Source organism: Planctomycetaceae bacterium, from assembly GCA_041398785.1.
Classification (GTDB): Bacteria; Planctomycetota; Planctomycetia; order Planctomycetales; family Planctomycetaceae; genus JAWKUA01.
The window spans coordinates 149,898-171,393 of the sequence record JAWKUA010000013.1 but is presented as its reverse complement, the minus strand read 5'-3'; the positions used below and the strand labels follow the sequence as shown (position 1 = coordinate 171,393).

The 21,496-nt window shown below is 60.0% G+C and carries 14 protein-coding genes; 5 read left to right on the top strand and 9 right to left on the bottom strand.

Going from position 1 to position 21,496, the window contains the following annotated elements; translation table 11 throughout:
• Positions 1-299: 299 nt before the first annotated feature.
• The 6 genes from R3C19_16275 to R3C19_16250 all read right to left on the bottom strand — a co-directional run bounded on the left by R3C19_16275 (position 300) and on the right by R3C19_16250 (position 11,296).
• Positions 300-1,358: a DUF1559 domain-containing protein gene (locus R3C19_16275; protein ID MEZ6061902.1), complete on the bottom strand. Its 1,059-nt coding sequence runs from the start codon at positions 1,356-1,358 to the stop codon at positions 300-302.
• Between the two features lie 897 nt (positions 1,359-2,255).
• Positions 2,256-2,999 carry a hypothetical protein gene (locus R3C19_16270; GenBank protein ID MEZ6061901.1) on the bottom strand — a complete coding sequence of 248 codons (744 nt, stop codon included), beginning with the start codon at positions 2,997-2,999 and terminating at the stop codon, positions 2,256-2,258.
• On the bottom strand, positions 2,983-4,839 hold the full coding sequence (locus R3C19_16265; GenBank protein ID MEZ6061900.1) for a CRTAC1 family protein: 1,857 nt from the start codon (positions 4,837-4,839) through the stop codon (positions 2,983-2,985). The genes R3C19_16270 and R3C19_16265 overlap by 17 nt, the downstream gene beginning before the upstream one ends.
• A 62-nt stretch (positions 4,840-4,901) precedes the next feature.
• Complete coding sequence (locus R3C19_16260; protein ID MEZ6061899.1) at positions 4,902-6,281, bottom strand: tetratricopeptide repeat protein; 1,380 nt, start codon at positions 6,279-6,281, stop codon at positions 4,902-4,904.
• 294 nt (positions 6,282-6,575) lie between these two features.
• Positions 6,576-8,888 carry a DNA translocase FtsK 4TM domain-containing protein gene (locus R3C19_16255; GenBank protein ID MEZ6061898.1) on the bottom strand — a complete coding sequence of 771 codons (2,313 nt, stop codon included), beginning with the start codon at positions 8,886-8,888 and terminating at the stop codon, positions 6,576-6,578.
• Between the two features lie 434 nt (positions 8,889-9,322).
• Positions 9,323-11,296, bottom strand: coding sequence for a VWA domain-containing protein (locus R3C19_16250; GenBank protein ID MEZ6061897.1), 1,974 nt, complete (start codon positions 11,294-11,296; stop codon positions 9,323-9,325).
• A gap of 486 nt (positions 11,297-11,782) precedes the next feature.
• Here R3C19_16250 and larB point away from each other — a divergent pair, with 486 nt between their 5' ends.
• A complete protein-coding gene (gene larB / locus R3C19_16245; protein MEZ6061896.1) occupies positions 11,783-12,625 on the top strand; it encodes a nickel pincer cofactor biosynthesis protein LarB in 843 nt (280 codons plus the stop codon).
• Between the two features lie 16 nt (positions 12,626-12,641).
• Positions 12,642-13,049 carry a very short patch repair endonuclease gene (locus R3C19_16240; GenBank protein MEZ6061895.1) on the top strand — a complete coding sequence of 136 codons (408 nt, stop codon included), beginning with the start codon at positions 12,642-12,644 and terminating at the stop codon, positions 13,047-13,049.
• 453 nt (positions 13,050-13,502) lie between these two features.
• On the opposite strand, the gene R3C19_16235 is transcribed toward R3C19_16240, so the two are convergent.
• Positions 13,503-14,399, bottom strand: a complete 897-nt coding sequence (locus tag R3C19_16235) for a DUF58 domain-containing protein (GenBank protein ID MEZ6061894.1) — start codon at positions 14,397-14,399, stop codon at positions 13,503-13,505.
• A 431-nt stretch (positions 14,400-14,830) separates the two neighbouring features.
• Between R3C19_16235 and R3C19_16230 the strand changes: the two genes are divergently transcribed.
• Positions 14,831-15,274, top strand: a complete 444-nt coding sequence (locus tag R3C19_16230; GenBank protein ID MEZ6061893.1) for a hypothetical protein — start codon at positions 14,831-14,833, stop codon at positions 15,272-15,274.
• 221 nt (positions 15,275-15,495) lie between these two features.
• Here the strand turns inward: R3C19_16230 and R3C19_16225 are convergent, their stop codons facing one another.
• Both R3C19_16225 and R3C19_16220 read right to left on the bottom strand, forming a co-directional pair.
• On the bottom strand, positions 15,496-16,674 hold the full coding sequence (locus tag R3C19_16225; protein ID MEZ6061892.1) for a glycosyltransferase family 4 protein: 1,179 nt from the start codon (positions 16,672-16,674) through the stop codon (positions 15,496-15,498).
• Positions 16,659-17,738, bottom strand: a complete 1,080-nt coding sequence (locus tag R3C19_16220; protein MEZ6061891.1) for an alpha/beta fold hydrolase — start codon at positions 17,736-17,738, stop codon at positions 16,659-16,661. The genes R3C19_16225 and R3C19_16220 overlap by 16 nt, the downstream gene beginning before the upstream one ends.
• Before the next feature lie 539 nt (positions 17,739-18,277).
• On the opposite strand from R3C19_16220, the gene R3C19_16215 reads away from it, so the two are divergent.
• Together R3C19_16215 and R3C19_16210 are read left to right on the top strand one after the other, a co-directional pair.
• Positions 18,278-19,450 carry a multiheme c-type cytochrome gene (locus R3C19_16215; protein ID MEZ6061890.1) on the top strand — a complete coding sequence of 391 codons (1,173 nt, stop codon included), beginning with the start codon at positions 18,278-18,280 and terminating at the stop codon, positions 19,448-19,450.
• 84 nt (positions 19,451-19,534) lie between these two features.
• Positions 19,535-21,373, top strand: coding sequence for a tetratricopeptide repeat protein (locus tag R3C19_16210; GenBank protein MEZ6061889.1), 1,839 nt, complete (start codon positions 19,535-19,537; stop codon positions 21,371-21,373).
• The last annotated feature ends 123 nt before the right edge of the window (positions 21,374-21,496 follow it).

Here is a 21,496-nt window from a genome sequence, read left to right as displayed (position 1 = left end):
TCGTTTCACCGTCGGAACAGCCGGCCGAAAGGAACAGGCAGTACCCGGTTGCCGCGATACCGACCATGAAGACGCGAAGGCAGCGCGCACGGAAGGCTGCTCGGTACGACGACCGCGATGACTCCCGAAGGCCTGGTTGTTCGGTGTTTCGAGACGGCATTTGATGCAGCCGGAAAAGCAAGATGGCCACTCGCCGAAACGAGTGGCCATCGAGATCTGGAAACTACTGGTCCATCAGACCTGCCGGCCGGTTTCACCCGTCAGCAGGCTAAACGGCACGGTTGTCCGATGAGGGATTCTTAGAATTCGCCCAGAGTTTCGCTTCCGTTTCGTGTTCCGAGACCCCACCAGACAGTCTGGTCGATGTTCTGGGAGATGAAGCGAGCACTTCCGTCGGCCAGCAGAATCTGAACGCCGCCGGTGTGCATACTGCTGGCGGACATCATGGAGTCTCCACCCCAGTCCGTTCCTCCAAACATCACAGCACAGGACGGTTCGTTGGGCAGCATGGTGTGAGTGTACCCGTTGCCGACGCCGATGAACGACCATGACCATGAGGACCCCTTGACGGACTGACGCCAGGTGTCGTTGTTGTTACCAAGGTCGCCTGCGGCCGCATTTGCCAGGCAGGAATTTCGCAGTTCAATATGCGTCGGGACGTCCGCCGCCCATTGATAGAGCTGGAATTTCTTGATCATCGGATCCGTGGAAGCCCCGGTTCCGGCAGCTCCCGGAGAGTGGACAAATTCCGCGTAGGCAGCCGTGTTCGAAGAACCATCGGGGATCTTTCCGAAGTCGACCGGAGGGTCAGATTCAATCCCGGCACCCGCGTAGAAGCCGATACCGTTGTGATTCCCCTGTCGTCCGCGACCGTTATATCGCATCACGCCCCAGTTGACGGCGTAGGTGAACGCAGTCCGGTTGTGGGCAGGAATCGCGTGTTCCCGCGGAGCCGACGGGCAGTTGAAGATCGGAATCGTGCCGCCGAAAGCTGTCACGTTGTCACTGCCGTGCCAGCCTGAGGGTTCGTAGGGACGCAAAGATTCGTCTCGCAGGTTGAATTCCGGTCCGCGATCCAGATACGGCAGCATCGCCACCTTGTCGGAGAACTGCCCTTTGCGTTCATCGGGCGTGTTGTTCCAGCCAACAGTGATCGGGAACATGTTGTACGTATCATGGTAGTTGTGCTGTGCCAGCCCGATTTGTTTCAGGTTGTTCTTGCACTGAGTGCGGCGAGCCGCCTCACGTGCCTGCTGCACAGCGGGCAGCAGCAATGCGATCAGAATTGCGATGATGGCGATCACCACCAGCAATTCGATCAGGGTGAATCCCAACCGACCCCGTCGCGGAATTTTCATAATGACCGTCCTTTCGATGTTCAAAAAGTAAGACGTACTCAAGGGTGCCCCGGCTAGGCGCAACAGTGAAATGCGAAGAAAAAAGTGCACCGGCCACAGTCGGAGACTCCCCGCACTACGAAATCTAACAATTCGTACAGCCCGCGTGCAATACTCTGAATTCATTCTGTGAAGTTTTGGCAGCAAGTCAGTGTGCCCGCACCAGTCGTACCGACGGGTGCGACTCGACGGAGGGAAACCCGCAGTCGGGTCGCGCGGCGATCGGACACCGATGACGCGTGACAAGCCACGAGCGATTTTTGGAGTGCGATGATTCAGCATCGCTTGGGTTTTCGCAGACATGTCGACTTCCGAGCTGCCAATCGATGCACCGGAAATCGCGGATTCCGTGAAATCCAAAGCGGTGACGGGTCACCGCACTCCAAAGACGTCGCCGGTTCAAGAACCCGGAAACGCCAATCGGGATGGCGTTCTGCGAGTCGCGCGGCGATCGGAAATCGATGGCCGATGCTGTTCGGAAATTCAGTGCACGGTGGCGGCAGGACGTCTCGAAACGCTTTCCCACGGCTGCGCCGCACACCTTCTGCGAAGATGTGCTACCCGGAACGCCCGCGCTGCGATCCGTGCCACTGTCGCTCAGTGGTGTTCACCAATGACGCGTGACAAGCCACAAGCGATTTTTGGAGTGCGATGATTCAGCATCGCTTTGGTTTTCGCTCTCATGTTGACCTTCCGACCTGCCGATCGATGCACCGGAAATCGCGTATTCCTTGAAATCCAAAGCGGTGACGGGTCACCTCACTCCAAAGACGTCGCCGGTTCAAGAACCCGGAAACGCCAATCGGGACGGCGTCGGTCGCGGAAACGGGACGGGGACTTCTCAGACCAGGCAGATCGTCAGTTCTCTTCGTCCGGTGATTCTTCCGATGGCGCAGATTCGGACGGAGCATCTTCAGAGGTGGAGTCGTCCGGTGTGGGTTCCGCTGCGTCGTCGTTTGCTTCCGGCGATGCTTCGTCGGGAGAATCCCCAGCCGGTCGTCGGCCGCCGGGTGGCCGGTTACGTGCCGGCTTCTCCTGGATTTCTCCGTCCGCTTCGATTGTCAATTGGTTCTGAGCGGCGTCGGTTGTGACCTTGACCGTAATCGGGCTTTTGTTGTGGTCATAGAATTCCGCCGGCAGCATCTGCACTGGCGCTTCCAGCGGCCCTGTGGGATGATAGACAAGCAGCACCACCTTGAAATCGCCTGAGGGAGCACCAGTGCCAAGTGTGCCGTTGAAGTCCGTGTACAGCTCAAATGAGCCGTCGGACTTGAGCGGGCCTATGATCCGGTCCGGCTTGACGCTGCCGTCGACGGAGTACAGTTCTATGTGTCCGCCGGTCAGCGGTTCACCGTTGAAGATAACTTTGCCGGTCACCGGATAGAGTTCAACCTTCGGCTCTTCCATAAATGCAAACCGGCGGAACGTCAGGTTTCCATCCGTCATGACCCAGACATAGGCGGCTCGACCGGCAGCGGCGATCGCCACCAGCAGCACCAGCAGCAGGACCAGAATGATGGCCACAAAGGATTTCTTCACGTCGCCGGATTCGTGATCCGGGAAATTCGCGGAATGTGCCTGGTCGCTATTTGTTGAAGTCACGGTTCACCTTTCCGGTGGGCAACGCTGCCGGTGAATGACTGATCGATGCCGGTTCGGTCGTTGAAGGTTCGATAACGGCGTAATTCTGCGATGCCTTCAGTCCAATTACCATGCTTTGAGCCCCGGACGGCCACAGAATCTTCAGGTCCGCGGTCCCGGACGGGTCGACTGGAATGATCAGGCGGGAATCGTGTGCCGACAGATAGCTGCCTCCGTTCTGGATGCATTCCACACGCGGTGTTTCGGCTGATGTGATTTCGATTCGGGTTCCGATGGCGTCCCGGTTGCTTTCGCGACCAATCAGCCGCAGCGTCACGGAATTCCGCGCTGAGCGATCGAATTCCGGCGAATCGTTTCTCAACAGAGCCGGATGCTGGTCCTGCTGCGTGACGACGATGTCCGTGTCGCCGTCGTTGTCCAGGTCGGCGGTAATCAACCCGCGGCCGGGGTGAGATACTCGGAACCACGAACCGGCGGAGTCTGCCAGGCAGCGGAACCTGCCTTCATTGTTCTGCCAGACAAGTGCCGGCTGTTCGTACGGCACGTCGCGTCCCATCTGCGGAAGATTGTTGTCGACGTGGCCATTGGTGACGATCACGTCCTTCCAGCCATCAAGATTGAAGTCGACAAAGGCGGTGCCCCAGCCGACCCAGGGCTTCGAATCCGGCGCGAGCCCCAGCATGTTTGACGCGTCGTAGAATGTGTCGGGCGCCGACTGCAGGTACAGCGTATTCTGTTCGCCTTCGAAGTTGGTGACGAACAGATCCAGGCGTCCGTCGTGATTGATGTCGGCGCTGGCGACTCCCATACCGGCCTGCATCTGGCCGCGGCCGTCGTACGCGGCGCCGGACAATTCCGTCGCGTCGGCGAAGTGTCCGTCGCCGTCGTTCAGAAACAGAAAGTTGGGATGGATATCGTTGCCGATGTACAGGTCGGTATTGCCGTCGGCGTTGACGTCCGTTGCCAGGACTCCCTGAGCTCGGCCGGTGACCTGATCGACACCGGCCGCGGACGTGGCATCCAGAAACGTCCCGTCGCCCAGATTCTGCAGCAACCGGTCCGGCTCCGGTTCCAGTGAGTTCGGGCTGCAGAAAATTCGAACTCCGCGTGACCGATCTCCACAATATTGGTTTTCTTCAAAGGACCAGTGGCCGTAGTTTCCGACATAAAGGTCGACCAGGCCGTCACCGTTGTAGTCGAGCCATGCGGCACTGGTCGAAAAGTTGCCGCCCGGCGAAATCGGTGCGTTTTCGAACGTTCCGTCGCCGAGATTGCGGAACCACTGGTTTTCTCCGAAACAAGTGACGTACAGGTCCGGGAACCCGTCGCTGTCGAAATCCGCGACGGCGACGCCGGCGCTGTATCCGCGAAACGTCAAACCGGCTTCGGCGGTGATCTCCTGAAATTTCCAGTCGCCGAGATTTCGATAACAGCGGTTCGACGGCGACGCTTCCGTCGACGTCAGCGGAAACGGAGCACCCGTGGCGAAGTACAGATCGAACAGGCCGTCCTGATCGACATCGATGGCACCGCCTCCACTGCCGTTGGCGGCCGGGAACGGCTTCTCTTCCGAATCCCCGCTGACATGCAGAAAGTCAACTCCGCTCTCCGCCGGCGGCACTTCGACGAGCCGAATCGTTCCCGCCGCGGACCCGCCCGATGCGGTATGGCCTGCGGGATTCGTGGAGGTCGCAGGCAGCGGACCGTTCGATGACGACGCTGCCGGGATGGTTGCTGATGCATCCGGCGGCAACGTTACCGGCGCTTCCGGTTCGCATCCGGCGATCACACCGGCGACGATCACACCGGCGACGGATGCCCGCACGCTACGGTCCAGCATTCCGCCACGCGATTGCCACCGGCGAAGAAGTGTCCCTGGATGCCACATTCCATCGAATCGCATCACTGGGAACTCGTCGGCTTCGGCGGGGAATCGTGTGGCGGTGAAGTCTGCCCCGGCGCCGAGTCCGGTCGGGTGCTCTGATCGGCCAACTCCGGCAAGTCGCCGCGTTTTCGGACGGCTGCGGCCAGCGCCTGCACGCGAGCGTCCTCCGGATGCTGTATCAGCAGATCCTGAAGAATGCGATCGGCGTCATTCCATTTTTCCTGCTGAGCCAACTGGTAGGCTCGAAGATACGTCGACAGGAACGGATCGCGGGACGTCCGCAGCAGTTCGCTGACTCGGCCCCTCTGCTTTTCCTGTTCCCGCAACTGATCGGTCATTAGCCGCCATCGCTGTGCCTGGTCGGCGTCGTTCAGTTGAGTGAACGCTCTCTGCAGCACGTACGCAGAACTGCTGCTAAGGTCCGATGAATTCATCAGCGGCTTCATCATATCGACGGCTTCCTGAGCGTTCCCGTTCTGCAGCGCGAAGTTGGCAAGTTCTTCGCGAGCCGTGGGATTTGCGGGTTCGTGTCGAATGGATTCCGTCCACGCGCTGACGGCGGCCTGTTGCTGACCGATCTGTGATCGCGCGGAACCGAGCAGCGCGAATGTCCGGCCCGTCGGAAGTCTTGCCGAACTGCGTTCCAGATACTCAACCGCTCTGTCGGGAAATCCGCTGTCGAGCAGTTCTTCACCAACCATCGCAAAGAATTCTTCGGGAGAAATCTGCAGATTCGCGGCGTCGGGGTTTGAAGCCAGCACTGTGTTCCAGGCGTCCAGTGCCGATCGACCGTTACCGCGATCGTGATGAATGGTGCCGATGATGACTGCGGCTTCCTGTTCATGCCCCGGAATTTTCGCCAGCCGCTCCGCACTTTCCAGCGCTGGTTCATACTGAGACAGCCGGATCCGCGCGACCGTCAGGGGGTAAAGCAGCTCGGCGTCATCGGGAAAGGATTCGGTCAGTGTTTCCATGATGGCAATTGCCCGAGTCCACTGTTCCAGATTCAGCAGACTGACCGACCAGGCTCGCAACGCGTCGCTGTCATCGGGAAAGCCGTTGGACTGCCGGGCGATTCGCTGAAACAAATGATCGGCGCTGGCGTGCTGACCGAGTTCGGACAGGCAGCGACCCTTCAGCAACAGTGCCCGGGTGTCATACGGATACCGGGCCAGAAAACTGTCGGCAAGATTTGACGCGACCGTGAAGTCCTGATCGTCGATCGCCGCGCGAATGCTGCGCAGCGGTCGATCCTGCCACCACGACACGCCGCCGATCACCGCAATCGTCCCGGCTCCGACGGTGGCCAGCACAAGCAGCAGCCGCACAGCGTTGCCCGCCGGATTCGACACAGCTCGCCGACCGCGGGCGGCGGATGTTGTGGACGCGTTGGACATGAATCGACCGGGAACTCTTTTCAGGCAGATGGCGGAAACGGGAGTCAGCTCCCGTGGTCCGCCCGACGAATGGCCAGTCTACGTCACACCGTCCGGAATCGCCACGACGCAGTTTCCAGGAAGTCCGGGCAATTCACGCGTTGATCGCGCTGCGATGCAGGAACGCTGGTTGCGCAATCGGCCCTCTCCAGCACATCGCTCCGCTCGTGCGACCTCTCCCTGCCGCTGCGCTGGAAGCGGTGCCCCGCAACTGACGGTGCGAAGCGAGAGCTGGACAACGCGGGACCGCCCAGGTTACGCGTCAGATCGCCGGGCTTTGGCTTCTTCCCACTGGTCGACTGAATACAGCACTTCGCGAGCCTGAGCGCCGTTGTATTCTCCGACGATTCCGTCCTCCGCCATCCAGTCGATCATTCGCGACGCGCGGCCGTAGCCGATTCCCAGGCAGCGCTGCAGCAGCGAACAACTGCCACGTCCTTCGCGAACAACGACGTCGATCGCGTCGTCATACAGGTCGTCATACTGCCGCGGACCGGTTTCACCCGACGAAGCCGCTGTGCCGCTGCCGCTGGCGACGACTTTCTGCAGTTCTTCACTGTATTCCGGTTCCATGTCGGAGAAGAAGTCAATGACAGCATTGGTTTCTTCGTCGCTGACATACGTTCCCTGCGCGCGAGTCAGATTGCTGGTGCCGGGAGCCAGGTACAGCATGTCACCGCAGCCCAGCAGTCGTTCGGCGCCGCCTTCGTCCAGGACAACACGACTGTCCATCTTGCTGGCGACCTGGAACGAAACTCGGGCGGGAAGGTTCGACTTGATCAGGCCGGTAATGACATCGACAGTGGGTTTCTGAGTCGCCAGGACCAGGTGAATTCCGACGGCACGCGACTTCTGTGCCAGACGAATGATGTGAGCTTCGACGTCCTTGCCGGAGGTCATCATCAGATCGGCCATTTCGTCGGCGATGATCACGATGTATGGCATCTTGTCCGGGATGCTTTTCGCTTCTTCGTGAAGCTCGCTGACGCCCAGCCGGCTGAGCACTTCCCGTCGGCCCAGCTTGTTGTAGCTTTCAAGATGACGGACACCCACCTGAGCCAGCAGGTCGTAGCGTTCTTCCATCTTGTCGACAGCCCATGCCAGCACAGCCTCCGCCTTTTTCATGTCGGTAATCACCGGATGCATCAGGTGCGGCAGGTTCTTGTACGGGCTGAGTTCGACCATCTTCGGGTCGATCATCAGCATCTTGACTTCGTCGGGTGTGCGAGTCATCAGCATGGACAGAATCAGCGTGTTCAGGCACACGCTTTTACCGGTTCCCGTTCGTCCGGCGATCAGCAGGTGCGGCATCTTTGCCATGTCGACAATCAGCGAATGTCCGCTGACGTCCTTGCCGAAGAACAGCGGAATTCGCATGTCATCGGCCTGGCTGCCGCAGCTTTGCAGCAATTCCTTCAGACGAACGGTGACCTGCTTTTCGTTGGGAACTTCGACTCCCACGGTGTTCTTGCCGGGGATCGGCGCGACGACGCGCACGGAGGGGACTCGCAGAGCAATCGCCAGGTCGTCTTCCAGCGCCGTGACCTTGTTCAGACGCAGGCCCGGCTCCAGATCCAGCTCGAACTGAGTCACCACCGGCCCGGTATCGACTTCCGAAACTTTGATGTTCAGGCCGAATTGTTCGAACGTCTTTTCCAGCGTGGCGGCTGCCAGGCGAGCCTTCTTTGCCAGAAGTTCGTACGGAAATTCTTCGGGTTCCTCCAGCAGGTCCAGATCCGGAAGCTGATATTCGCGCTGCGAACGGTCGAATTCCCCGTGATCGTCGCCCCGATGAACGGTCAGCGCGACGGGAGGATTGATCTTCAGCGAACTGCCGGAGTCTTCATCCGCATCGTCATTGTCGTCATCAGGGTCGTCGGAATCCTGCGCTGACGATTCGGCTTCGATAAGTGTATTGATGGAGATTGTGTCGGGCACGTCGCCGTCGTCGTTAGTGGCTTCGTCCGGCGACGCAGCCGATCGGGGTTTGCGGATTCGGCCGACAAACGAAAGGGCTTTCGTGGTCGCCGACAGTGGCAGTGAGGCGATTGCCAGGCCTGGCGACGTCAGGTTCCACAGCGGTGACAGCATCCAGCCGGACAGCAGTCCGCAGCACACCAGGATCACCACGCCGACCGGTGAGAACGCTTCCTTCAGGCCGACGCCCGTCCACGCTCCGACAACGCCGCCGCTGCCGTAGGCCGAACCGGACGCCAGACCGGGCATTGCCAGGTGGATCGCCGTGCAGGCCGATACAACCAGCAAACCTGTCCCCGCCAGATGCAGCCAGTGGCCGCGGGATTTTTCACGCGACAGCAGCTGCAGATCCCAGGCTGCGACTGCGGCCATGGCGACCCAAATTCCGAAACCCATGACCTGGCGAGCATAGAACGCCACCGCCGCTCCCGTGCTGCCGCAGATGTTGGTCGGCATGCGGCGAACCGGAAACACCAGATCCGAAGGCGGGTCAGCCGGATCGTAGCTCAGGAAACTCAGACCGACGAAGACGACCAGGGCCAGCAGCCCCAGCGCCAAAACGTCGTTTCTGAATCGTTCGAAGTCGAACATGTCTGAGCGTTCTGTGATCGGTCTTTGGCAGAATTCGCTGTCCGCACCGCGCGCAGAGACAGCGCACCGGCTTCAGGCAGCGGCGATTGAAGAATGACGCGTCGAGGCGTGTTCGACGGTCGCGGCTTTGACGGCCGGAAAACGGCAGCTGGCCGGCAGGGCAGTGTCACGACAAAAATGGTCAGGACGACAACTTCCCGGCTGCGCTGCCTGTGTTCCGGCGAATCAAGGCTACCACTCGAACATGAGTCCGCCGGGTCGATTCGTTGCCCGATGATGCAAAAAAGCAACGCCACGCGCGGATGTGTCAGCCGTTCCAGTGCGCGAAAATGACCGACTGTTCGGCTTCTGCCGGTGGAATCGGGCGACCGGCGGGCGGGCGGAAAACTGTCGTCCGATGGGAAACCAGGACGCAAACGCCACTTGACGATCGATCAGATCTGAGGACGCGTAGCCTGCTTCTTCAGTTGCCGCTGGCGTTCCTGCTGGCGCCGCTGTTCCTCTTCGGGTGCGAACACGGGCTGATTGCTGTTGTCAGCCATGTTGTTTTCCGCGATCTGCATCGTGGCTTCCACCCATTTCCAGCCAAGCGGTTCGCTGAGTTCGACCTGAGCCAGAAAGGCCCACGGCGTACCGGGGTGTTCGTCAATCACGCGGTTCAGATAATCCAGCGCCTTCTTGTGGACTCGGCGAACGGCGGCACCCGCATCAACGTCATCCGAAGGTTCCAGTCTCCACTGATTACTTCCGGCAGTCTGAAACGGCCGCGGGCTGGACTTCATTTCCGCCAGCATGGCGTTGTAGCCATAGGCGCGAACTCGCATCGCCAGCACACGGCCCAGAGCCAGATCGTAGCTGGCTCGCCAGCGATCCGTGTCGAGCTTCTCGCGATGATTTTCGCCGGCTTCCAGCAGGTTCTGTAGTTCCTGAAGGTGATAATCAAATGTCGCCAGCGGTTTCTGTGCTTCCGTGATCTGCTGCCGGAGAACGGTATCGTTGTTGGCCTGAAAACTGCGTCCGGGAACGGGAATGTCGCGTTCGTCGACGACATCGTCACCGTTCAAGTCCAACTCGTCACGTTCGAAGACGGCTGCGGCCTGGACCAGTGCCGCTTTGGCACGGTTGCTTGCAAGTTGTCGCTCGTACTCTCTTTGAGGCCGATAGTCCGGGGAATATCGGCGCATGATACCTTCATCAAACTTGCGGCCGGGAGTGTCATCGGCGATGAAATAGATGCCCCCGGTTTCTGAACACAGCCGCGACAACGCATACGGACCATAACCGGAGGACATTGAAAGCAAGTCTCCGGCTCGCGACGTCCAGAATGGAATCGGCAGACCTTCCGATAAAAGGGTTTCCGGACCCTGATCGGCAGGCAGCAATCCGTCGAATTGTTCACCGTCGTCCGCTGTCCACTTGACGTAGACATTCCCCTTTTTGCGTCCAAACACTGCGGAGTTTCCGATGCAGTACGCCTTCACGCCTTCCCGGCTGCATCGACGAACAACTTCTTCCAGTCCCTGCATATCGTCGCCGCGTTCGTCGGTGACGATGATCAGCATCATGTTGGCCCGCATCTTCTTCTTGTCGGGCAGGAATGTTCGGACAGCCCGGTCGACGGCGTTGAACACCATTTCCCTGCCGGTCACATCGCTCTTGATGCTGCGCACAACGCTGACAAGCTGGTCAACGTCGGCTGTGGGTTCCTTTTGCAGAATGTGAATGTCGGAGCCGTAGCCGATGATGCCGGTTCGCAGTGCTCCGGCCGCGTCAACGTCCAGACTGTTCAACTGGTTGTAGATGCCTTCGAAACGCTGTGTGACGGCATCGCGGCGCTGTTCTAGCGAAATGGATTCGTCGAACAGCCACACCACCAGCGTCTTGCGTTCCCGCAGCGACGCCGCGATTTCCTGAACGATGCGGTCGATGGCGCCCTGAGTTCCGCCGGCGTGTTCGGTGGTGCCGGTCAGGTCGACCGGTTCGACAAGTTCGGCTTCGTTGGGAGTCGCCAGCGTTTCGAACACCTGCAGACGCGGGTTCACGATCTGCTCATCCAGTTGTTCGATCTTTTCGCGGTGGTTGTCGAATCCGGTCTGCTGAGCCGCTGCCATGGACGGCCCGAGAATGTTCAAATCGCTCTTGCTGCCGATTTCTTCCGTGACTTCGGTGGCGATCACAAATTCCTGCTGCTCGATTTCTTCCGGCTCGATGGTTGTCGTCAGGTCCAGCTCCCGTTCGACGACGATGACGATACCGAAGCTCATCATCACGACCAGCAGTGCAACATGCACAACCAGCGAAATCCCCCATGCCGGCATGTCGTACAGCAGATCCCAGGCAGCGTGACCGTAGTCAGCGTCGGACGCCGACGTCGCATGCTGCGTGGAACTGGCCGGAATGGAACTCACAGAACGGACTCCCGCAGGGTCATCAACTGGCCACGATGGCTTTCACCAGACGAACGTACGATAGCGTACCTCACGATCATACGGCCCGCAACGTCCTGAGAAAACCGGGATTCGGCCGGATCACGTTGTTTGAAAAAGACTTGCGCCGATCAGACAGGGATTTCCGGATCTCCACCGGAACAATCATCCGTGATTCTGTCCGGCACTACCCGCGGGCATTGAGCAACGCGATCGGTACAGTTCCCGGTCATGGAAAACTACGCGCCGGTTCCGGCCGACTATTCGCAGGATTCCTTGTCGAAAGCCGACGTTCGCGCCTTTGGATGACGTTGAACGAACAACGCCGGGGTGAGTTGTTCGCGCGGCCCGGTCGCATCCCGGAGCTGTTGCGGCGCGACGCGCCACGCTGGCGGCTGGACGGTGCCCGTTCCTCGGCCCGAAAGCGTAAAGTTGCTTCATCGCTGACTTCACTGGTATCTTCCCCGCATGCTTCCTGACCACGATCAGCTCCGCAGCACGCTTGCCGCGTACATCACGGATTCGGACTCGCGCGAAGCCGCGGCCGCCGCGATCGCCCGAATGTGGCAAACCGCGACCGTCGACGGAGCCGTGCTGGATCTGGGGAGACAGGCGCGTTGCGGGTTCCCGGAAGTCATCTACGGTGAAGGCAAGTCCGCGACGCTGATCATCGAGATCCTGAAACGCCAGGCGGCCGCCGGACAGGCGGGCTTTGTGACTCGCGTGAATCCCGACGTCGCCGCGAAAATCCAGGCCGCGTTCCCGGATTCCCGCTACAACGAAATCGCCCGCACGATCCGGTTGTCCGACTCGGAACAATTCGCGAAGTCTCCCGCCGCCGCGAGTCCCCCGGTCGTCGTGATCACGGCGGGAAGTACTGATTTGCCCGTCGCTGAAGAAGCCGTGGAGACACTGCGCTGGATGAACGTTGCGTGCGAACTGATTCAGGACGTGGGAGTCGCCGGGCCGCAGCGGCTTCTGCAACAGGTGGATCGCCTGAGAGATCTGGCCGCAGTCGTCGTCGTCGCCGGGATGGAAGCCGCCCTGCCGTCCGTGGTCGGCGGGTTTGTGAACTGTCCGGTGATTGGTGTGCCGACATCGGTGGGCTACGGAGCTTCTCTGAACGGAATCACCGCGATGCTGTCCATGCTGACGTGCTGTGCTTCGAATGTCGTGACCGTCAATATCGACGCCGGTTTTCGCGGCGGCTACGTCGCGGGAATGATCGCGAAAGGGCAGTCGACAGCGACCCAGGTGATGGGCAAGGCAAACGGCTTTCCGCGCAGCGCGGCGGCGTCGGATACAAGGTGACCGTGACTTGGCCGACGTGCATTCCCCGCAGCAGCGATCATTCAACATGTCGCGAATTCGCGACCGGGATACTCGGCCGGAAATGATCGTCAGGTCACTCGTCCACCGGATGGGCTATCGATTTCGGCTGCATCGAAAAGACCTGCCCGGCAAACCGGATCTCGTCCTGCCTCGGCACCGCAAAGTGATCTTTGTTCACGGCTGTTTCTGGCACCGCCACCGCTGCCGCTACGGTCGAGTCGCTCCGAAATCCAACGCCGCGTTCTGGCAGGAAAAACGCAACGGCAATGTCCTGCGAGATCGACGGAACATCCGAAGTCTGCGCCGCGACGGCTGGCAGGTGCTGGTGATCTGGGAATGCTGGACCCGACATCCCGAAGATCAGGTAATCCCGCGGCTGACCGAGTTTCTGGCGGACGAATGACGGCCGCGTCGCCGTCTGATGCACGGCCAAAGCCCCGGAGACAAGTCGCGGTGATCGGAAAGGCCGCGTCTATCGGAACGGCTCCTGCCGAGCCGCTGCACCCGCGGTGTTAGGGAGGGCGAGGCTCCCGCCGAGCCGCTGCCGCACGTTGCGGTCGGGCGTCCTCAGATTGCAACCACGCGGCTCGGCGGGAGCCTCGCCCTCCCGGACGTTCGATCGCCGTCTGGGTACCACATCTTCGAAGAAGTTGTGCGCGCAGCCGTCGGAAAGCGTTATGGGACGTCGTGCGGCAATTGCACGTTGCGGTCCGGAAATGGCGTCCGCAGATTTCACAGATTCACACAGATGCAACCATCGGGAGGGCGAGCTCCCGCCGAGCCGCTGCCGCATCGGATCCTTTGGCACGCGCGGCTCGGCAGGAGCCTCGCCCTCCCGGAGCGTTAGGCCGCGCTTTCAAAACCGAGCCTGACGCTGCGACAGGTACTCCATTAGCGCTTTGTCGAACGGCATGCTGGTGTCCAGGGGAACATAGTCCGCTCCGATCGCAAAGCATTCCCGACGGTACGTTTCGCGCAGTTCGTTCAGAGCGTCCAGGTAATCGGAACGGATGCCGGCGGCGTCGACGATCTGCCGGTCGCCGCTTTCCGGTTCGTGCAGGTCGACACTTCCGGAAAACGGAAAACTGACTTCCGCTTCATCCAGCACGTGAAACAGGATGATGTCGTGGCCGGAATACCGCAGCATTCTCAGGCATTCGATGATCTCATCGCTGTCCGCCAGCAGGTCCGTCATCAGCATCAACAGGCCTCGATGCCGGATCATCGACGCGATGCGCCGCAGGTTTTTGGCGATGTTGGTGCCGCCTTCCGGTTTGCTTTGCTGCAGCACGGCCAGAATGTTGCCCAGTTGAGACCGCCGGCTTCGAGCAGGCAGGCTGTGACGCAATTCGTCGTCAAACGTAATCAGCCCGACCGGATCCTGCTGGTGAATCATCAGGTAGGCGATGGCTGCGGCCAGGCAAATGGAATAATCCAGCTTCGTCAGATCCTGGCGATACGTGTAGGCCATGCTGCGTGACAGGTCCATCAGCAGATAGCCGGTGATGTTCGTTTCGGCCTGATACCGCTTGACGTAGAAACGATCCGTGCGGGCGTACACCTGCCAGTCGATGTCCTTGGGATCGTCACCAGGGTTGTAGCGGTGGTGTTCGCTGAATTCGACGCTGAACCCGTGAAAGGGACTGGAGTGCAGACCGGTAAGAAATCCTTCCACGATAAACTTCGCGCGCAGGTCCAGCCGGGCAATGTTCTGGATGACTTCCGGCTTCAGATACTGTTCCGCGGTTGACATTCCGCCCTGCCGCATACGATGAAACGAAACGCGAACAGGGAGTCAGTCTGACAACTGTTCGCGCGAAATCAAACTTCGCAGCGGCCTGACTCAAGTGTCGCAATGTGGTCGCGTCTCGCCGCGACTGAGCGCCCGTCCGGGTGCCACATCTTCGCAGAAGTTGTGCGCGCAGCCGTCGGAAAGCGTTCTGGGACGTGCTGCCGCAATTGAACGTCCTCGGCGCAACCATCGGGAGGGCGAGGCTCCCGCCGAGCCGCTGCCGCATCGGACGTCCTTTGGCCCACGCGGCTCGGCAGGAGCCTCGCCCTCCCGGACCGCGGTATCTGTTGGCGTTCCACCGGCTTGTGCGATTGCGGCCGGGCCGGTATACCGACGCCCGTTCGGATTGGAACGTGCGAAACTCCTGATTCTGATAGCAGCCAGGCAGCGTGATGAACAACCCGGTGTCACCCGAAGTCAAACGATCGGTCGCTCGCGATATTCTCGACAGTATCGAACGGCTGATCGACGAAGCTCAGGCCGCTGTTCGCCCGCTGGAGATCGATCCGTACCGGGCGCGGCTGTTCGAAATGTTCGTCACCGCCGACGGCGCCGAACTGGTGACCAGTGACGAAGACATGGCCGTCGACTGCACGTTCGACTTCGACCTCGAAGAATGCGATTTGTCCGCCGACGGTCTGTGCCGTTCGCTCGCTCGACGGTATGGACTGGACATGGCGGCTCGGGAATCCGCCGCTCAGCAGTCGCGAATGCCGCCCGAACACCTGGAACGCATGAGACTGCTGTGGTCCGTCATGCGAATGTGGATGGAATGGGCCTACGCCTGGCGACGCTGGGAGGAGTTTCATCGACCACCCGAAGCGATTGGCGGGTGAGCGACCGGAATCGCACGATGGGGATCGGGAATTCGTCCACGTCTCGGTGCATCCAGTGAATCGGGTTGTCGTCGTGGCGACAGTGTGTTTCGTGCGTGTGCCTGAGACGACGGATTGCGGGACGACGGAACCTGCTGCGCGGGGCGACCGTTTCGTTCGTTTACGCGGTAGGTGAAGGCAAGGCCGTTCCGGATAGCTCTCCGTCCGGCGTTGGACGCGGCTCAAACGAAACGGCCTTCACACTGGTTCCAGAAATCCGCCAGGGCCGTCGCGGAGTGTTCGGCCGTGAATTCTGACGTCGTGCGTTCGCGTGCCGACGTCGACAGCTGTGAAGCAAGCTGAGGCGACGTGATCATTTTTCGAACGGCGTCGGCGATCGCCGCGGGTTGTGCTGCGGGAACCAGCAGCGCGTCGACGTCGGGTCGCAGAAGTTCCTGAGTCCCGCCGACGTCGGTGGCAACGATCGGAATTCCCGAAGCCGACGCTTCCAGCAGGACTCGCCCGAACGGTTCCTGTCGAGCCGCATGGATCAGCACGTCGGCTGCGTTCATCAGCAGTTCAACATCGGAACGATAGCCCGCCATGATCAGCCGTTCGGACTGACCGGCGGAGTTGAACACGTCACGAATCGCCTGCTCATAGGCCACGCTTTCATCCTTCGCGGAATGACGTTCTCCGGAGATGACCAGAAAGACCGGACGCATTGTGTCATGCGACAGCCGGTTCAGATCGACAACAGCTTTCGCGGCGTCAAGCTGTCCCTTTCGCAGACAGATCTGCCCGACACTGAGTGCCACGATGGAGTGCGGCGGAACCTGCGGCAGCAACTCGGCTCGCAGCGCCGATCGTTCGCGTGGCCGGAACTGATCAGGATCGACTCCGTTGTGGATGACGACGCAGCGGCTGCCGTCGACGTCGAGTCCCTGTCGGCGATGAAAGGAACGCGTCGCCTCAGAGACCGCGATCAGAGCATCGTTGCGGTTCAGATCGCTGATCGCCGCACGGCTCAGCCCGATGATGTCCCGCAGGTGTCCTGTGTGAATGATTGTGCCGGAAGGCTGCTTTCGAGCAAGCTGGCCTGTCAGTCGGCTCATCGACAGGCTGTTGGCGTGTAACCGCCGAATCCCGTGCTGAGCACAAATCGACGCGAGTTCTGCGACCAGTTGATCCGACGGACGGCGGTTTCCGTCGACGTTGCGTACGTTGAATTCCAGAACGGGAATCTGCAGCGTTCGCAGACAATCGGCCAGCGGCCCATCGGCCGGGCAAAGCGCTCGAAACTTCAGATCGCTTCGGCCGGCAAGTCGCGCCAGGACGCTCAGCATCGACTTCTCGCCGCCGTTCAGCGTGGAGAATTCAAACAGCAGGTCGACGGTTTCGCAGGCTATTCCTGCAGCCATTCCATCACGCGCCAGTCCATCCAGCGACGGTCCTGATCGACTCCCCTGCGTCCGATGAATCCCAGGTGTCCGCCGTTGCGCGTGACACACCGAGTGACGTTTCCGGGCAGCGACAGAGCCAGCAGCGGTTCGGCGTCGATCAGCGGATCGTCTTCGGCCGCCAGAATCGTCGTGTGGACACGAATGTTGCTGATGACATCCTTCGACGACGCGGTTCGGTAGTACTCTTCGACCGACCGGAACCCGGACGCCGGCGCTGTGTAGAGGTCGTCGAATTCGTAAAGCCGACGCGGCAGGCGTCTGACTTCGGCCAGCGGCACGTTGTCTCGCCACTGCGGACTGTTGGAAATCTGGCTGACCAGGGTTCTGGAAAAATGCCAGTCATACCTCAACCCGGCGCGCGACGCACCCAGCTTGGTCATGCACTTCATCAGGTCGATGGGAGGACACACGGCGACAGCCCGGTAGATGCACATCGGAGCGTTGCCGCCATGCTGTCCCAGATACTTCAGCAGCAGATTTCCGCTGAGCGAAAAGCCGGCCACTGACACGGGAGATCCCGGACAGATGCGTTCGATCGTTTCCAGCACATTCTGAACGTCTTCCGTGCGCCCGGCGTGATACGGGTTCGCGGCCAGTCGCCGTCCCGCGCCGCAGCCGCGATGATCCATCCGGAAAACTCGCACACCCTGCCGCTTCAGCTTGGCGGCGATTCGCATCATATAGCCGCTTCTGTGGCAGCCGGTCAGTCCGTGCATCAACAGGACCACCAGGTCCCCGCGTCTCCAGTTTGCGGGCTGGTCGTCATGCAGCACGACAAAGTCGCCGTCGGGCAGCCGAATTTTTCGCGGCACGGTATCCGTGATTCCGGGCCGTCCGGAAATGTATGTCGCCAGCAGCGTTTGCCGATGAGCTCCGCTTAATCCGCGAGCGGGGCGAAACTGCGGAACTCCCGGCGGCGGATCGAACGGTGACGGCGGCAGTGGCGACTCCTGTGGAATCGCCAGGGGCGGACATTCCGATGGCTGATCAACAGCCTGCGTAGAGTTTTCGTCGTCGAACATTCCGCGCCACCGGGAGGCAGTTCGTATCACAGTTGCCGGCACAAGCCGATGCCCCGAACCTGGTACACTGACGCCAGCGCCCGTTTACAAAAGTCTCAAAAAGAAGTCCAGTCGAAACACACGCCGAACTGCGCCACAAAAGGATAGCGCCGACGACGGTGCGTACAGCTTCCGAAAACGTCAGCGTCGGTGATTACCTGACATTTTGGAACTTTGGCAATTGAGGATGGATGCGACGTGTTTTCCGACAAGGCGTCATCTCCCGCCCGCGGCGCACGACGACTGCGCCAACGATGCCAGGCCGGCGGCGTTTTCCACAATGGAAGGCGCGGCCACGCCGGAGCGCGACTCAGAATCCCGCGCAGGAACTGTGCCGCTTCGTGGTCGCCGCGACGCGTTGTTTTCCGTACGATGGAGCCATCCCGCGCGGCTCGCTGGATGAACATCGACGCCACGTCGGCAACTCTCGGTCGCCGCACGCTGTGTAGCGGGCTCTTTCAGGAAACACAGCTTCAGTTGAAGTGTAGACAAACGGACGTATGGGGATTTCCGGATCACGAACGGTCTTTATTCCGCTGCTGATTGCCGCCGGAGCGTTGCTGCTTGCGGGAGTCTGGATGGTTGGCCGCCAGCCACCTCGATCGGAAATCGCCGAGACCGTTCCTTCGTCCGCAACCGCTGATGTCCGCATCGTCGGGTCCGAATCGTGCGCCGTCTGCCACGAAACTCAGTTCCACGACTATCAGTCAAGCGGACACTCAAAAACGCTGCGGTCCACTCGCGACTTTCCGTTCCGTGACCGATTTGAACAGTTGCAGTTTTCCGATTCGGATCGCGGCGAAACATACAGCTACGTTCCCAATGAGTCCGGCCTGGATGTCGTCGTTCCGGGTCGGTTTGGCGGGGAGCCGTTTCCGCTGCAATTCGCCTTCGGTTCAGGTCAGCACGCCATCACGTTTGTCTCCTTGACTCCGGACGGATCGGGTGTTCCGGTGGGCATCGAGCATCGCGTTTCGTGGTTCACAGGAATGGACCGGACGGATCTCACGCCGGGGCAGTTGGGTCGGCCGATTCGGCATGACATCGAATGTTTCGGCCGCATCATTCGCGGGGAGGCTCTTGAACGCTGCTTCGGATGCCACACCACGGCCGGCAAAATTGTCGGTGACCAGGTGGTGGGCCTGATACCGAATGTCGGCTGTGAAAACTGTCACATCGGCGGTGCCTCACATGCAGTCGTGATGCAGGAGGATCGTTCAACCGGTGAAGATCTCGGATTTCCAAAGCGGCCGTGGCGCACCGCGGATCAGATCGAAATCTGTGCGGATTGTCATCGCGGTGAAACTGCCGTCGCGGAAAGTGAGATCACTCGGCAGAATCCGAAGATCGCCAGGTTTCAGCCCGTGGGCCTGGTGCAGTCGAAATGCTACGTGAAGTCACAGGGGCGGCTGACATGCACGGCCTGCCATAATCCTCATCAGCACGCGGCTACGCAATCGCCCGAACAGTACGAACAAAAATGTCTCGATTGCCACTCCGGCGACTCGCAGTCCGTAATGTGTCCCGTGTCACCGGATCATGACTGCGTGTCGTGTCATATGCCGCGAGTGGAAGTGCATGAGTCGATTTCATTTCACGATCACTGGATTCGAATCAGAAACGACAACGATCCGCCGGCCGTTCGGGAAGAAACTGATGCACACGTCGAATAATGCAGCCTGCTCCGAAGACGGCATCTTCACGCATCGCGCTGTCGTGGTTCGCGCGGTGGCCATCCCGTTGGTAAAGGTGGCCTGATGGCAAGCGACGAGCAGCGGGACGATTCCGAAACGGTGAAGCCGGACGCCCGAACTTCGGCTCAGCGTCCGGCCCTTCGGCGTTCCGGGCGCCGACGATGGTATTTCCGCATTGCCGCACTGATGTTGCCGATCGCATTGATCGCGGTCACCGAAGTCGTGCTGGTTATGCTTGATGTCGGCGACGACCTGGGTCTCTTTCTGAAAGTGAGGGGAGCTCCTGAGCTGCTGCACTATCAGGTCAATCCAAGGGCGGAAGAAAGCTACTTCGCCGGCCGAAAACTGGCCGGTCCGGAACCAAGGCGATTTGATCTGCCGCGTCCCGACGGTGTGTTTCGAATTGTGGTTGTCGGCGGATCGACGGTGCTGGGGTTTCCGTATCCGCCGGAGCTTTCCTTTCCGCGTCAAATGGAAGTTCTGTTGAATCACCAGAATGACGGGCAACGGTTCGAAGTCATCAATGCGGGCATGGTTGCGGTCAACAGTTTCAGTGTGGCCGATGTCGTCCAACAATGTATCGCCATGCAGCCGGATTTGATTGTCGTGCATACCGGCCATAACGAATTCTATGGGCCGGGCGGTGTCGCATCGACAACGTCCATGCTGCCGATGGCCGTGAAAATTCGCCGGCTGCGGCTGTTCCAGTTGCTGGCTCCCTGGTTTGTCGACGAACAATCGAACCGCGGAGACCTGATGGAAGAACTGCCGGCGAGCGTCACCATATCGCGTGACGATCCGCGATACGCAACGGCGCTGGACTATTACCGAACGAATCTGGAACGCATTGTTTCCACAGCAGTGTCGGCGAATGTTCCCGTCGTATTGACAACCGTCGCGTCGAATCTCAGCAACCACTCGCCGGTCAGCTTCCTGATCCCGGAAACACTCAGCACGGACGAAATGGAACGATGGCGACTTCATTTTGATCAGGGTGAGCAGCTTTCCGCGGCCGGAATATGGCAGGAAGCGATTGAGCAGTTTGAAATCGCCGAAGAAACGTCCACTGATTCGTCACTGCTGCACTATCGCATGGGACAATGCCGCGAAGGTCTGCAGCAATATCCGGAAGCACTGAAAGAATTCGAATTGGCCCGTGATGTTGACGGCTGCCGGTTTCGGGCGCCAACTCCGTTCCGTGACATCGTCCGCGAGGTTGCCTCACAGGCCGCGAATGAGCATGTTCATTTTGTTGATTCCGCAACGCAGCTCGCTGACGAAACGGGGCCGGCAATTCCCGGAGCCAACCTGTTTCTTGAACATGTTCACTACAACCTGGACGGCCATCGAAGACTTGCCGTTATTCTGGGACGCTTTGTTCAGCAGCAGGTTCTGCAGCGGACGTGGGAGACGTCACGCGTTCCGGAAGACTCACGTTTCGACGAACTGCTGGGACTGCTTCCGGAGGACCGGCTGTCGGGCCTGTCCTATGCACTTCGGGTGCTGAGCGTATTTCCAATGACGAAGACATTCGATGTCAACATTCATAAGGAAATGATCGTGTCAGAAATGCGGCAGGAACTCAGCCTGCTGCAGCCAGAGCAACAGGAGGTCTTCGCGGACCTGTCACTGGATGACATGGCAACTCGGCTCGCCGCAGCGCTGGCGGATAGTTACCGCGGCAAACAGCAGTTGTCCCGTGAACTATATTACCGGCGCTGTGATCAGATCCGGCAACCGTGGGACGCTGACGTACTGTTTCGACTGGCTCGCAGTCTGTCAGACACGGATCAGCCGGCGGAGGCGATCGAATACTGCCAGCGAGTCCTGCAGCTCAACCCGCAGCACGCCGATTCAGGAGAACTCCTGCTGAAGCTGCAAGGCACCGTCCCGACGAAATGACCCGTCCCGCGCTTCCGGCCGGCGACTGACATTTTGGAGTGCGATGCTCCAGCATCGCTTTGGTTCTCCGAAAATCATGGCAACGAGAACATTCGTTCGGTTCACGTGGAGCCGCCGTCGGAG